The sequence below is a fragment of the Pseudomonas sp. FW305-96 genome (genome assembly GCF_058783825.1).
In genome coordinates this window covers 1-14,179 of the sequence record NZ_JBYSYW010000003.1, presented here as the reverse complement: position 1 = coordinate 14,179, position 14,179 = coordinate 1, and the positions used below count along the sequence as shown (strand labels likewise).

Sequence of the window (14,179 nt, the reverse complement as noted above, 5' to 3'; positions counted from 1 at the left end):
GTATAGACTGCCATCAAGCCCTTGCGATACCGAGCCATGTTGCAGAACATCCCCACCCATGTGATCGCCGGCCCGCTAGGTGCCGGCAAGACCAGCCTGATCCGTCACTTGCTGGACCAACGACCGATTGGTGAGCGTTGGGCCGTGCTGGTCAACGAATTTGGCCAGATCGGCCTGGATGCCGCCTTGCTCAGCCGTGATGAGGCGGGCATCGCCATCGGAGAGGTGGCGGGAGGCTGCCTGTGCTGCGTCAATGGCGCACCGTTCCAGGTGGGGCTCGGCCGTCTGCTGCGCAAGGCGCGCCCGGATCGCCTGTTCATCGAACCGTCCGGCCTCGGTCACCCCCTCCAATTGCTAGAGCAGCTGGAGCGGGCGCCTTGGACCGGTGTATTGTCGGTCCAGCCACTGTTGATGGTGCTGGATGCCGCGGCTCTGTCCAGGGGGGTTGGCTTGCCCGAGGCGCAGAGCATGGCATTGGCGAAGGCGGGGTTGCTGCTGTTCAACAAGGCGAGTGCCGTGGATGCTGCCACCCGCCTGTTGATAACTGCATCATTGCCTGAAGTCCCGGCGTTGTGGACGGATCATGGCGCGCTAGCGCTCGCCGGTTTGCCTGTATCGTCCGCGGCGTCAGCGGGTTCACTCGACCTTGCCAGCCTGCCTGTGGATAACAGCCCCGTACCACGGCCCTCCTTGTGGGTGGATCCGCAGCAACCGATCTGTCAGTCCCGGTTGGCGGAGGAGGGCTGGAGCGTAGGTTGGCGCTGGCATCCGGGCCAGGTCTTCGATGAAATGGCGCTACGTGGCGTTCTTGAACAATGGTCGTGGCGCCGGGCAAAGGGGGTTATCCACAGCGCGGCGGGGTGGCAGTCGTTCAATGGCCTGGAACGTGGGGCGCTGGAATGGCGCCCCAGCGAATGGCGCAGGGACTCGCGCATCGAGCTGATATTCGATCAGCCACAACCCTTGCAGATGCTCCAGGCGGCCATCGGCAAGTGTTACCTGGCGGGGTGATCAATTGCGCCAGCGGTTATGTTCCTGGCGCCACTGCTGCATTTCGATGACGTTGTCGGTACGTGGTGGGGTATTTATCTCGAACGGGTAGGGGGCGAGTTCGATCTGCATGGTGTGGGCACCGAACTGGGTGACGGTGCCGGGGTGGCGTTGTTCGCCGGTAACGGTGAACTCGAAGTTGTAGATGCGCGCCAGGCGCTTTCGGCCATTGGCGTCGCGCACGAAGGCGATGCGCTTGAGTGCCACGGCGTCGTCGAGCAGTTCCAGGTCGAGCTTGGCGCAATGCTGCTTGACCCGCGCCAGGGCCTTCTCGCGAAGCCCGTGGTTGTGCCACAGCCAGGCGCCTGCGGTCGCCACCAGCATCAGGACGAAAAGGTTTTCCAGGGTCAGCATTTGCGTAAGCTCCAGACAGGTCGATCCAGCTTAACTGCGTCTCTGGCCTGTCGTACAGATGGCAATCAGGTTCATACTGCGGGCCGCACATTTCTTCACACAGTTTCGGAAGCGCCCTGCATGAAACGTACACCGCACCTGCTCGCCATTCAGTCCCACGTGGTCTTTGGACACGCCGGCAACAGCGCCGCGGTGTTTCCCATGCAGCGGGTCGGGGTCAACGTCTGGCCACTCAACACGGTGCAGTTCTCCAACCACACTCAGTATGGCCAGTGGGCGGGGGAAGTGCTTGCGCCAGCGCAAATTCCTGCGTTGGTGGAAGGCATTTCCAATATCGGCGAATTGGGCCACTGCGATGCGGTGCTGTCGGGTTACCTGGGCAGTGCCGAGCAGGGGCGGGCGATCCTGGCTGGCGTCGAGCGGATCAAGGCGGTCAATCCCAGGGCCTTGTACCTGTGCGATCCGGTCATGGGCCACGCCGAGAAAGGTTGCATCGTGCCGGCCGAGGTCAGTGAGTTCCTGCTCGAGCAGGCCGTGGCCAAGGCCGATATCCTGTGCCCCAACCAGCTCGAGCTGGACAGTTTCTGTGGCCGTCGCGCGCAGTCGCTGGAGGATTGCGTGGGCATGGCGCGCGGGTTGCTGGAGCGTGGGCCGCAGGTTGTGCTGGTCAAGCACCTGAATTATCCACAGCGCGCGGACGATGCCTTCGAGATGCTCCTGGTGACCCGTGAAGCCAGCTGGCACCTGCGTCGGCCGTTGCTGGCGTTCCCGCGTCAGCCGGTAGGGGTGGGCGACCTGACGTCAGGTTTGTTCCTGGCCCGGGTGCTGCTTGGCGACAACTGGCTGCACGCCTTCGAGTTCACCGCCGCCGCCGTGCATGAGGTGCTACTGGAAACCCAGGCCTGCGCCAGCTACGAACTGCAACTGGTGCGGGCCCAGGATCGCATCGCCCATCCACGGGTGCGCTTCGAGGCGCAGCGCTTGATGTACTAGATCGCGTCGGTCTTGAGGTTCTGGTAGCGCTGCTCCAGCTCCTGGCGGATCTGGCGGCGCTGCTGGCCTTGCAGGAAGCGGCGCTTCTCCTCGCTGCTCTGCGGCTGGCGCGGTGGCACCTTCACCGGACGACGGTCGTCGTCCACCGCGACCATGGTGAAGAAGCAACTGTTGGAGTGGCGCACCGAGCGCTCGCGGATATTCTCGGTGACAACCTTGATGCCCACCTCCATCGAGGTGTTGCCGGTGTAGTTGACCGAGGCCAGGAAGGTCACCAGCTCGCCGACGTGCACCGGCTCGCGGAAGATCACCTGGTCCACCGACAGGGTCACCACATAGGTGCCGGCATAGCGGCTGGCGCAGGCATAGGCGACTTCGTCGAGGTACTTGAGCAGGGTGCCGCCGTGTACGTTGCCAGAGAAATTGGCCATGTCCGGTGTCATCAGGACGGTCATGGTCAGCTGGGCGTTTCCAGGTTCCATAGAGAGCTCACGGTGAATTTGCACGGTATCGGGGCGGGTATCTGCAGACACTTCTGTTTCCCCTCTTTGAGGTTTCCCATCCTGGTACGGGACGTCGGCTGACGCTCCATCGTCACGCCAATATTGCCATCGGCGGTGTCGAATCTGCCGATCTGTTTCTGCATATTGCATTGGCAATTTGCGGCAAGGCGCGATGTTAACCTGACGACGCCCATGCAACGTGGGCTTTTGCGTCAATCACAACAGTATGTGCCCGCTCCGCGCCCAGGGTCTTATCGGTAGAGGAGCGGTTCGCCCCAGCATCGAAAACAAGGAGTAACACGCCATGCATGCCATCAGCTTCATCCAGGATCTGGCGGTGATCATGCTGGTTGCCGGGGTGGTCACCATTCTCTTTCATCGCTTCAAGCAGCCTGTGGTGCTGGGCTACATCGTCGCCGGCTTCATCATCGGTCCACACACGCCGCCGTTCGGGCTGATCCACGACGAAGACACGATCAAGACCCTGGCCGAACTGGGGGTGATCTTCCTGATGTTCTGCCTGGGCCTGGAGTTCAGCCTGCGCAAGCTGTTCAAGGTCGGCGCCACGGCGTTCATCGCCGCCTTCCTGGAAATCGTCCTGATGATCTGGATCGGTTTCGAGATAGGTCGCTGGTTTGGCTGGAACACCATGGATTCGCTGTTCCTCGGGGCGATCCTGGCGATTTCCTCGACCACCATCATCGTCAAGGCGCTCAACGACCTGAAAATGAAGAACGAGCGCTTTGCCCAACTGATCTTCGGCGTGCTGATCGTCGAGGACATTCTCGGCATCGGTATCATCGCGCTGCTGTCGGGCATAGCCGTCAGTGGCACGGTGAGCTCTGGCGAGGTGTTCTCGACCGTGGGCAAGTTGTCGCTGTTCATGATCGTCGCGCTGGTCATCGGCATCCTGCTGGTGCCGCGGTTGTTGGCCTACGTGGCGAAGTTCGAAAGCAACGAGATGCTGCTGATTACCGTGCTGGGCCTGTGTTTCGGCTTCTGCCTGCTGGTGGTCAAGCTTGAGTACAGCATGGTGCTGGGTGCCTTCCTGATCGGCGCGATCATGGCCGAGTCCCGTGAGCTGCTGAAGATCGAGCGCCTGATCGAGCCGGTGCGCGACTTGTTCAGTGCCATCTTCTTCGTGGCCATCGGCTTGATGATCGACCCGTCGATCCTGCTCGAATACGCCTGGCCGATCGTGGTCATCACCCTGGCGGTGGTGCTGGGCAAGATGCTCTCCTGCGGCATGGGGGCGTTCATTGCCGGCAATGATGGACGCACTTCGCTGCGTGTGGGGATGGGGCTTTCGCAGATCGGTGAATTCTCCTTCATCATCGCCGCCCTGGGCATGACCCTGCAGGTCACCAGCGACTTCCTCTACCCGGTCGCGGTGGCCGTCTCGGCCATCACCACCTTGCTCACACCCTACCTGATTCGCGCTGCCGACCCGTTGTCGATCAAGCTGGGCAAGGTAGTACCAAGCCGTCTGGCACGGGTGCTTTCACTGTACGGCGAGTGGTTGCGCAGTATCCAGCCCCAAGGCGAGGGGGCCATGCTGGCGGCGATGATCCGGCGCATCTTGTTGCAGGTGGGGGTTAACCTGGCGCTGGTGATCGCGATCTTCTTCAGTGGCGGCTACTTTGCCGGGCGTATCGGCGCCTGGTTGAGCGAATGGGTCTCGGATGCCGGTCAGCAGAAGGCACTGATCTGGGGCGCGGCGTTGCTGCTGTCGCTGCCGTTCCTGATCGCCGCCTATCGCAAGCTCAAGGCGCTGTCGATGCTGCTGGCGGAGATGGGGGTCAAACCCGAGATGGCGGGGCGGCATACCCAGCGTGTACGGCGGGTAATTGCCGAGGTGATACCGTTGTTGTCACTGCTGGTGATCTTCCTGCTGCTGTCAGCCTTGTCGGCGAGCATTCTGCCGACCAGCGAACTGCTGCTGATCATCGCGGTAGTGGCGGCGGTGGTGGTGGCGCTGCTGTGGCGCTGGCTGATCCGTGTGCATACGCGAATGCAGGTGGCGTTGCTAGAGACGTTGGAGAACAGCCGCGATCATTCGCACTGAGGGAGCGGTTAACGCTTTCTGCGCAAGATTTCACCGTCGTCCGAGGGGATGGAGCGGTAGCAGTGTCGCCAGGCGCAGAGAGCCTGGCGATTCTACGAGTGATTGGTAGCTATAAGCCATCACTTTGTGCGGGTATTTCTCATTCAGCTTTCCAGCCAGACATCCCGCGCCCAGTGCCAGACCGATTCCCAGCTTTCCTCGGTGACGATTTCCTCTTCACCGGACCACAGCACCACGGTGCCGTCCTCTTCAACGCAGTAGAAATCGTCTCCGTCCTGGCAGATCGGGATGAGGTCGCGGGGCACGCCGGCGTCCCAGGCATTGGCCGCCACCTCCGGCAGGTAGGTGTGGGATTGCGGGTCGGTCACGGTCACCGGCTCGAGGCTGCCGTACACCACGTCACTGACGGTCAGCAGGTATTCCTTGAACACGAAGGGGATATTGATGAACAGCTCTTCCTCGATTTCGACCAGCTGATCCTCGTCCGGCAGTTCCAGCGGCACCGGTACCGGCTCGTTGGCTTCACGGAGTTGTTCGATCACTTCTTCCACGGTTCACATCCTCTGACCTTATGACAACGCTGCGCGTTATACCCTAGTAGGCCGCTCTGGCAAAAGCAAAAACCCCGGGACAGGCCCGGGGTTTTTTCTGCAACGTGCGACGGTTAACCGTTTTGGCGGATACCGGCCAGCAGCCAAGGCTGGTTTTCGCCCTGGGCGCGAACCATGTGCCAGCTTTCGCTGAACGCTTCGCCCTGGTCGAAGCGCGAAGTCTTCGACACGCCACGGAAGGTAAGGGTGGCGTCGGTCTGGTCGGCGCGGTCGTCTACGCCGTCCAGTTGCACATCGAGGTCGTCGATGTAGGTGGACTGGAAGCCTTCACCTTGTTCCGCGCGCTCACGCTTGAGGAACTCGAGCATCTGCGGGGTGACGAACTCGGCGATCTTGTCCATCTCGTTGGCGTCCCAGTGCTGCTGCAGCGACTGGAAGTGCGAACGGGCGGCGGCCAGGAAGCTGGCTTCGTTGAACCAGGCCGGGGCGTTGATTGCAGGCGCGGCAACCGGTGCGGCGGCACCGCCGAAGATCGACTGCGGGGCGGCCTGCGGCTGGGCTTCACGCTGGTACGGGGCATGGCCGGCGGCAGCGTGTTGCGGCTGCTGCTGGCGGCGTCGCGCGGCGATGAAGCGGAAGACCAGGAAGGCGATCAGGCCCATGATCAGGAAGTCGAGGATCTGCATGCCATCGAAGCCGTCGCCCATGAACATGGAGGCCAGCAGGCCACCGGCGGCGAGGCCGGCCAGTGGACCGAGCCAGCGCGAGGCGCCGCTGGCGGCAGCGGGTGCGCGGCCTGGCGCGGTTGGGGCGGCGGCAGGGGTGGTCGGGGTTGCCTGGCGGGTCTGGTGGATAGGCGCGGAGCCCGAGCTCTTGCCGCCACCGAAGCGCTTGGCGTTGGCGTCGAGGCTCAGCGTCAGGCCGACGCAGAGCGCCAGAGCGATGCTAAGAAAACGTTGCATAAGTTGGGGATTCCCGTTTGTGTGGATTGCACGCGCGTCATGGTGCACATGAACCGGCAGACATAGCCAGCGACAACATGTTTCGAGCTTTTGCCTGATAGTCGGGAATGCGGACGGGCGTTGTCTGAAAGGTCATCGCGGGGCACGCCCCGCGATTGGGCTCAGATGGCTTCCAGCTTGGCGTATCCAAGCATCAGCCATTTGCTGCCTTCGGAGAAGTTCACCTGCACCCGCGCCTGGGCACCGGAGCCCTCGAAGTTGAGGATCACGCCTTCGCCGAACACCGCATGCTGCACCCGCTGGCCAAGGCTGAAGGCGGTCTGCGGGATGCTGGCGTTGGCGAACAGGCTGCTCGCGGGCGTCTTGGCGCCGCCGAACGGGCGGCTGACGGTATTCGACAGGCGCACTTCCTGCACCAGCCCGGCCGGAATCTCCCGGACGAAACGCGACACCTTGTTGTAGGTTTCGCTGCCGTACAGGCGACGGGTTTCGGCGTAGGTCATGAACAGCTGGCGCATGGCCCGGGTGATGCCCACATAGGCCAGGCGCCGTTCTTCTTCGAGGCGGCCGGGTTCTTCGAGGCTCATCTTGTGCGGGAACAGGCCTTCCTCCATGCCCACCAGGAACACGTAGGGGAACTCCAGGCCTTTGGCGCTGTGCAGGGTCATCAGCTGGATGCTGTCCTCGTGCTCGTCGGCCTGGGTGTCCCCGGCCTCCAGCGAGGCATGACCGAGGAACGCCGACAGTGGCGACAGGTCGGCGTCGTCGTCGCTGGTCTCGAAGTTGCGCGCCGCGCTGACCAGTTCCTCAAGGTTTTCCACCCGGGCCTGGCCTTTCTCGCCCTTTTCTTCCTGGTGGTAGATGATCAGGCCGGACTGTTCGATGACGGTCTGGGTCATCAGGTGCAGTGGCATGTCCAGCACCTTGGCGGCGAGGTTCTCGAGCAGCTCGATGAAGGCACCCAGCGCACTGGCGGCGCGGCCCTTGAGGGCCTTGGCAGCCAGCAGCTGGCACATGGCGTCCCACATCGACAGCTGGCTGTGGCGGGCGTGTTCGCGGATGGCCTCGACGGTCTTCTCGCCGATGCCGCGTGGCGGCACGTTGATCACCCGCTCCAGCGCCGCGTCGTTGCCGCGGCCCTCGAGCAGACGCAGGTAGGCCATGGCGTTCTTGATCTCGGCGCGTTCGAAGAAGCGCTGGCCGCCATAGATGCGGTAGGGAATGCGTTCGCGCAGCAGGGCCTCTTCCAGCACCCGCGACTGGGCGTTGGAACGGTAGAGGATGGCGATCTCGTCGCGAGCGTTGCCCTGCTTGATGAGACTTTCGATGGTCTCTACCACGTAGCGCGCTTCGTCGTGCTCGTTGTACGCAGCGTAGAGCGTTAGGGGTTCGCCCTCGCCCATGTCGGTCCACAGTTCCTTGCCCAGGCGTCCGCTATTGTTGGCGATCAGGGCGTTGGCCGCCTTGAGGATGCCGCCGGTGGAACGGTAGTTCTGCTCCAGGCGGATCAACTCGGCGTCGGGGAAGTCGGCGGTGTATTGGTGGATGTTCTCGATCTTGGCGCCACGCCAGCCGTAGATCGACTGATCGTCGTCACCCACCGCCATCAGGCTGTCGCCACCGGAGGCCAGCAGGCGCAGCCAGGCGTACTGCACGGCGTTGGTGTCCTGGAACTCGTCCACCAGCAGGTGGCGGAAGCGGCGCTGGTAATGCTTGAGCAGGTCCGGTTGGTCGCGCCACAGGTCGAGGGCGCGCAGCAGCAGTTCGGAGAAATCGATGACCCCGGCGCGGTCGCAAGCCTGTTCATAGGCGACATAGATGTCGCGCATGGTGGCCAGGAACAGGTCGCCGCTGGCCTGGATATGCCGCGGGCGCAGGCCCTCGTCCTTCTGGCCGTTGATGAACCACTGCACCTGGCGCGCGGGCCATTTCTGCTCGTCCAGGCCCATTTCGCGGATCACCCGCTTGACCAGGCGCTGCTGGTCGTCGCTGTCGAGGATCTGGAAGTTCTGCGCCAGCCCTGCCTCCTGCCAGTGCGCCCGCAACAGCCGGTGGGCCAGGCCGTGGAACGTGCCGACCCACATGCCGGCCGGATTGATGCCCAGCAGTTGCTCGATACGCTGGCGCATTTCCGCCGCGGCCTTGTTGGTGAACGTCACCGACAGGATCGAGTGCGGCGAAGCCTGTTCGACCTGGATCAGCCAGGCGATACGGTGCACCAGCACGCGGGTCTTGCCCGAGCCGGCGCCGGCCAGCACCAGTTGGCGCCCGACGGAGGCCGCCACGGCCTGGCGCTGGGCGTCGTTGAGGGAGTTCAGCAGGAGGGAGAGGTCGTCATTATGCATGCGGGCATTCTATGGCCGCGCGCAGGCAGGGGCAAACGCCCGCGCTGCAAATCACCGCACAGGCCATCTACCGTTCATCGGCGCTGCTGGCAGCGCCCCGTGGTTGAGCGGTCAGACCTGGACGGACAAGACATTTTCCAAATCATGACGTAGAGCAGTTTGGTCTGACGCGACGCTTGTGTATTCTCCCTGCACATTTGTGGTCAGCCATAACAAGAACTCAAAAGAATCCAGCCATATGACCCAGGATTGCATGGCGATCGGAGCATCGCCGGAGACGACACGGAGCGTTCGCAGGCAATTCGCCACCCAACTGTCGATCGAGCGTACTCGCCTGCTTTACCAGGGCTCTCTGCTGCCCACGTTGTTCATGCTGCTCAACGGCCTGCTCAGCGCCTGGCTGCTGTGGGGCCCTGGGCGCTATCTGCTGGTTGGCGTGTGGATGGCCTGGCTGCTGGCACTGGTGGTGCTGAGGGTGATCCAGGTGGCGGCCTTCGAATCGGCGACACCGGTTCGTCAGGCCAAACCAGTCTGGCGGCGGATGTTCCTGCTCGGTTCTGCGTTCAGCGGCCTGACCTTGGCCAGTGCGGTGATAGCCCTGGCGCCGGCGGACAACTTCGTGCAGCAGGCCTGGGTGTTCGGCTTGCTCGGGGCGGCGGCGTTGTCGGCCAGTGTCGCCTACGCGGTCAGCCTGCCGGCGTTCCTCAGCTTCGCGGTGCCGTGCCTGCTGCCGCCCATCGCGTTTCTCTTCGTCTATGACGCCGGGCACCAGCGTGGCTGGGGGTGGCTGGGGCTGATCCTGCTGGTGGCGCTGATGGTGGTGGCCTGGCAGGTCAATCGCCTGATTGAGCGTGGCTTGCTGCGTCGCTTCCAGAACCAGGCCCTGATCGAACATCTGCAGTGCGCCCAGCGCCACAGCGAGGGGCTGAACCGCAAGCTCAGCGCCGAAATCGCCCAGCGCCGCCAGGCCGAGGATGACCTGCGCCAGGCCCATGCCGGCCTTGAACAGCGCGTGGCCGAGCGCAGCCATGAACTGGACCTGGCCAACCAGGCCCTGAGCAAGAGCGAGCAGCGCCTGGCCCTGGCCCTGCAGGCCAGCGAGCTGGGGCTGTGGGATTGGAACCTGGAGACTGACGAGGTCCATCACACGCAACTGCATGCCCTGTTCGGCCTCGACGCCGAGCAGGTCCGTTCGGTGCGCGCCGACCTCAAGCCGCGGCTGCACCCCGATGACCTGCCGCTGCTGCGGCGCACGCTGGTCGAACACCTCAAGGGGCGCACCGAGGACTACCGGGTCGAGTACCGGGTGCGCCATGCCCAGGGCCACTGGTGCTGGATCGAGGACCGTGGGCGGGCGGTGGAATCCGATGCCCAGGGCAAGGTCCTGCGCATGCTGGGCACCCGTCGTGATATCACCGTACAGAAGGAGCAGGAGGAGCAGCAACGTCTGGCCGCGACGGTGTTCGAGGCAGCCAGCGAGGGCATCGCCATTCTCGATGCCGACTTCCAGCTGCTGGCGGTCAACCAAGCCTTCTGCGATGTCACTGGCTATGGCCGCGCCGAGCTGATAGGCCGCAACGCCCTGGAGCTGCCCTGCAGTCGTGACGCCCGGCGCCACAGCCAGGCCATTGATCAGGCGCTGGACCAGCAGGGCCGCTGGCAGGGCGAGTTGGTCGAGGCGCGCAAGAGCGGCGAACTCTACCCCCAATGGTTGCAGCTCAACAGCGTGAGCGATGTGCGGGGGCGCATCGTCAATATCGTCGGCTTCTTCACCGACCTGTCGGCGCGCCGAGAATCTGAGGAGCGCCTGCGCTACCTGGCACATTACGACGACCTCACCGGCCTGGCCAACCGTGCGTTGTTCCGCCTGCGCCTGCACGAGGCGGCGCAGCGCCTGCGCCTGAATGGCCGCAGCCTGGCGCTGCTGCACGTCGACCTGGACCGCTTCAAGCTGCTCAACGAGAGCCTGGGCCATGAACTGGCCGACCAGTTGCTCAAGAAGATGGCCCAGCGCCTGGCCAACGCGGTGCCCGAGGCCGACACCGTGGCGCGCCTGTCTGGCGACGAGTTCGCGGTGCTGTTCGACGGCTATACCAACTTATCCAGCCTGGTGCGTGTCACCACCCGGCTGCTGGACAAACTGCGCGTGCCCCTGCGTGTGGGCGGGCACGAGGTGGTGATCAGCGCCTCGGTGGGCATCAGCTTGCTGTCCGACGCCAGCCTGGATCTCAATGCCCTGGTCAGCCAGGCCGACATGGCCAAGCAGCATGCCAAGCATCTGGGCGGCGACAGCTTCCAGTTCTATACCGAGAGCCTGCGTGCCAGCACCTTGGAGCGCCTGCAACTGGAGAACCAGTTGCGCAAGGCCATCGACGAAGGCCAACTGCTGGTCTACTACCAGCCCAAGCTGTGCCTGCGCACCGGCCAGCTGCACGCCGCCGAGGCCCTGGTACGCTGGCAGCACCCGCAATGGGGCATGGTGCCACCCAGCGAGTTCATCGGTCTGGCGGAGGAAACCGGGTTGATCGCGCCCATGGGCGAGTTCGTGCTGCGCCAGGCCTGCTGGCAAGCCTGCGAGTGGCTGCGCCAGGGCCTGGAAGTGCGTGTTTCGGTCAACCTGTCGGTGTACCAGTTGCGCCAGGGCAAGCTGGTCAGCCTGGTGCGTCAGGTACTGCAGGAGTCCGGCCTGGCGCCGCACCTGCTGGAGCTGGAACTGACCGAAAGCCAGTTGCTGGACAGTGTCGAGCACATCATCGCCACCTTCGAGCAGCTACATGCGCTGGGGGTGAAGCTGGCCATCGACGATTTTGGTACCGGTTATTCGTCACTGAGCTACCTCAAGCGTTTCCCGGTCGATTACGTGAAGATCGACCAGGCGTTTATCCGCGGCCTGCTCGAAGGCACGCAGGACGCGGCCATCACTCGGGCGATCATTGCCATGGCCCAGAGCCTGCAATTGAAGGTGGTGGCCGAAGGGGTGGAAACCCGTGAGCAGCTGCAGTTCCTGCGCGAGCACGGCTGTGACGAGGTGCAGGGCTACCTGATCAGCCGGCCGGTCGATGCCGCGTCGTTCAAGGCGCTGCTGGGGCGTTCGACCGCCGACCTGGACTAGGCGTGCCAGGCCTGGCCCAGGCGCGCCAGCAGGCTGTTGGCCTGTTCCGGGCCATTGCTGCCGGCGGGGTAAGGGCGCGGCGCCTGGAAATGCTCCTCCCAGCCCTGCAGGATCGGGTCGATCCAGGCCCAGGCGGCTTCGACCTCGTCGCGGCGCATGAACAACGTCGAATCGCCTTCGAGTACATCCAGCAACAGCCGTTCGTAGGCCTCCCAACGGCGGGTCTGGGCGAAGGCCTGGGCCAGGTTGAGGTCCAGCTCGACCGGCGCCAGGCGCATGCCCTTGCCTGGGCTCTTGGTCATCATGCGCAGGCTGATGTGCTCGTCCGGTTGTAGCTGGATCAGCAGCTGGTTGACCTGGCCGCCGCTGAACAGCTCGTGCGGAACGGGTTTGAACTGGATGACGATCTGCGAGGAGCGCCGCGCCATGCGCTTGCCGGTACGCAGGTAGAACGGCACGCCGGCCCAGCGCCAGTTGTCGATGTGCGCCTGGACCGCGACGAAGGTTTCGGTGTCGCTGTCGTTGTCCACGTCCTTCTCGAAATAGTAGGCCGGCACTTCCTGGCCGCCGATCTTGCCGGCGCCGTACTGGCCGCGCACGGTCTTGTCCTGTACGTCCTGGCCGGTGATGGGCTTGAGGGCGCGGAGGATCTTCACCTTCTCGTCGCGTACCGCCTCGGCCTCGAACTCCGAGGGGGGCTCCATGGCCACCAGGCAGAGCAGTTGCAGCAGGTGGTTCTGCAGCATGTCGCGGGTGGCGCCGGCACGGTCGTAGTAGGCGCCACGGTTTTCCACACCGAGGGTTTCACAGACGCTGATCTGCACATGGTCGACCTGGCCGTTGCGCCATACCGGCTCGAGCAAGGCGTTGGCAAAGCGCAGGGCCATGAGGTTCTGCACGGTTTCCTTGCCCAGGTAGTGGTCGATGCGAAAGACCTGGGATTCGTCGAACACCGCGCCGATCGCTTCGTTGATCGCGGTGGCCGACTCCAGCGAGTGGCCGATGGGCTTTTCCAGCACGATGCGCGCTTCGCTGTCGGCCAGGCCGGCGATGCGCAGGTGAGTGGCAATCGGCACGAACAGCTTGGGCGCGGTGGCCAGGTAGAAGATCCGCGTCAGGCCGCCGGGCTCCCCCAGGTAGCGGGCCAGGCGGCCGAAGTCGGCGCTCTGCGCCGCGTCCATGGGGAAGTAGTCGAGCCGCGCCGAAAAGCGCTGCCAGACGTCTTCGTCGAAGTCCTGGCGGGCGACCTGCGCCCGGCAATGGCGTTCGGCGAGCTTGACGTAGTCGGTGCGCGGCAGGTTGCGTCGGGCCAGGGCGATAATCCGCACGGCCGTGTGCAGGCGGGCTTCGCGATACAGGTGGTAGAGCGCCGGGAGCAGTTTGTGCAGGGCCAGGTCGCCCGTGCCGCCGAAGACCAGGATGTCGCAAGGAATCGTCAAACCACCACTCTCCACGTTCGATTAGCTGGGCGGGTTGGCAAGCATGTAGTATAACTACAAGAAAGCTACATCCCGGCACGCCGATCATAACCGAGTCCAGCCCGTGAATCTGTTGCAACATATCGACCAATCGCGGCACCTGCTGCGCAAATCGGAACTCAAAGTGGCCGACCATGTGCTGCTCGATCCGGCTGCCGTCATGCACAGCTCGATGGCCGACCTGGCGCACAGCGTGGGGATCAGCGAACCGACCATCGTGCGCTTCTGCCGGGCGATCGGTTGCTCGGGCTTCCAGGATCTCAAGCTCAAGCTGGCGCAAAGCCTGGCTGCCGGTGCCAGCTTCGGTCAGTTCGCCATCCATGAAGACGACTCGGTCGCCGACTACAGCCTGAAGATCTTCGACACCACCCTGCATACCTTGATGGAAGTGCGCGAGCACCTCGATCCGCAAGCCTTGCAGCAGGCGGTGACGGCCATGGCCCAGGCCCAGCGAGTGGAGTTCTACGGTTTTGGTGCCTCGGGCGCGGTCGCGGCGGATGCGCAGCACAAGTTCTTCCGCCTGCTGCTCAGCGCAGCGGCCTATTCCGATCCGCACATGCAGGCAATGTCGGCTGTCACGCTCAAGCCGGGCGATGTGGCGGTGTGCATTTCCCAGTCGGGGCGCTCGAAGGACCTGCTGATCACCGCCAACCTGGTGCGCGAGAGCGGTGCCAACCTGATCACCCTGTGCCCGAGCCAGACACCGCTGGCCGAGCTGTCGACGGTCAACCTGGCCATCGACGTGCACGAGGACACCGAGATCTAC

At 63.9% G+C, this 14,179-nt stretch carries 11 protein-coding genes; 5 read left to right on the top strand and 6 right to left on the bottom strand.

Features of this window, described 5'->3' with window-relative positions:
• The first annotated feature begins 36 nt into the window (after positions 1–36).
• Positions 37–1,011, top strand: a complete 975-nt coding sequence (locus tag AC3WL2_RS02845; protein ID WP_102683409.1) for a CobW family GTP-binding protein — start codon at positions 37–39, stop codon at positions 1,009–1,011.
• Here the strand turns inward: AC3WL2_RS02845 and AC3WL2_RS02840 are convergent, their stop codons facing one another.
• Positions 1,012–1,404 (bottom strand): DUF3301 domain-containing protein, encoded by a 393-nt coding sequence (locus AC3WL2_RS02840; RefSeq protein WP_102683410.1) that lies wholly within the window; start codon positions 1,402–1,404, stop codon positions 1,012–1,014.
• A 120-nt stretch (positions 1,405–1,524) separates the two neighbouring features.
• On the opposite strand from AC3WL2_RS02840, the gene pdxY reads away from it, so the two are divergent.
• Complete coding sequence (pdxY, locus tag AC3WL2_RS02835; RefSeq protein WP_102683411.1) at positions 1,525–2,397, top strand: pyridoxal kinase PdxY; 873 nt, start codon at positions 1,525–1,527, stop codon at positions 2,395–2,397.
• Here the strand turns inward: pdxY and AC3WL2_RS02830 are convergent.
• On the bottom strand, positions 2,394–2,879 hold the full coding sequence (locus tag AC3WL2_RS02830; RefSeq protein WP_102683412.1) for an acyl-CoA thioesterase: 486 nt from the start codon (positions 2,877–2,879) through the stop codon (positions 2,394–2,396). The two genes, pdxY and AC3WL2_RS02830, sit on opposite strands and share 4 nt — an antisense overlap.
• 325 nt (positions 2,880–3,204) lie before the next feature.
• Between AC3WL2_RS02830 and AC3WL2_RS02825 the strand changes: the two genes are divergently transcribed.
• Entirely contained in the window at positions 3,205–4,965 is a 1,761-nt protein-coding gene (locus tag AC3WL2_RS02825; protein ID WP_102683413.1) for a cation:proton antiporter, read from the top strand.
• 143 nt (positions 4,966–5,108) lie between these two features.
• Here AC3WL2_RS02825 and AC3WL2_RS02820 read toward each other — a convergent pair whose 3' ends face one another.
• From AC3WL2_RS02820 to uvrD, 3 genes are all read right to left on the bottom strand, one after another.
• Positions 5,109–5,516 (bottom strand): SMI1/KNR4 family protein, encoded by a 408-nt coding sequence (locus AC3WL2_RS02820; protein WP_023629684.1) that lies wholly within the window; start codon positions 5,514–5,516, stop codon positions 5,109–5,111.
• Positions 5,517–5,629: 113 nt separating this feature from the next.
• Positions 5,630–6,478: a Tim44 domain-containing protein gene (locus AC3WL2_RS02815; protein WP_102683414.1), complete on the bottom strand. Its 849-nt coding sequence runs from the start codon at positions 6,476–6,478 to the stop codon at positions 5,630–5,632.
• A gap of 161 nt (positions 6,479–6,639) precedes the next feature.
• Positions 6,640–8,823: a DNA helicase II gene (gene uvrD, locus AC3WL2_RS02810; RefSeq protein ID WP_102683415.1), complete on the bottom strand. Its 2,184-nt coding sequence runs from the start codon at positions 8,821–8,823 to the stop codon at positions 6,640–6,642.
• Positions 8,824–9,076: 253 nt separating this feature from the next.
• Here uvrD and AC3WL2_RS02805 point away from each other — a divergent pair, with 253 nt between their 5' ends.
• Positions 9,077–11,935, top strand: coding sequence for an EAL domain-containing protein (locus AC3WL2_RS02805; RefSeq protein WP_102683419.1), 2,859 nt, complete (start codon positions 9,077–9,079; stop codon positions 11,933–11,935).
• Here the strand turns inward: AC3WL2_RS02805 and zwf are convergent.
• Positions 11,932–13,374, bottom strand: coding sequence for a glucose-6-phosphate dehydrogenase (zwf, locus tag AC3WL2_RS02800; protein ID WP_102683416.1), 1,443 nt, complete (start codon positions 13,372–13,374; stop codon positions 11,932–11,934). The two genes, AC3WL2_RS02805 and zwf, sit on opposite strands and share 4 nt — an antisense overlap.
• Before the next feature lie 103 nt (positions 13,375–13,477).
• Between zwf and AC3WL2_RS02795 the strand changes: the two genes are divergently transcribed.
• On the top strand, positions 13,478–14,179 hold a 702-nt coding region (locus tag AC3WL2_RS02795; RefSeq protein WP_102719659.1), incomplete at its 3' end, for an SIS domain-containing protein.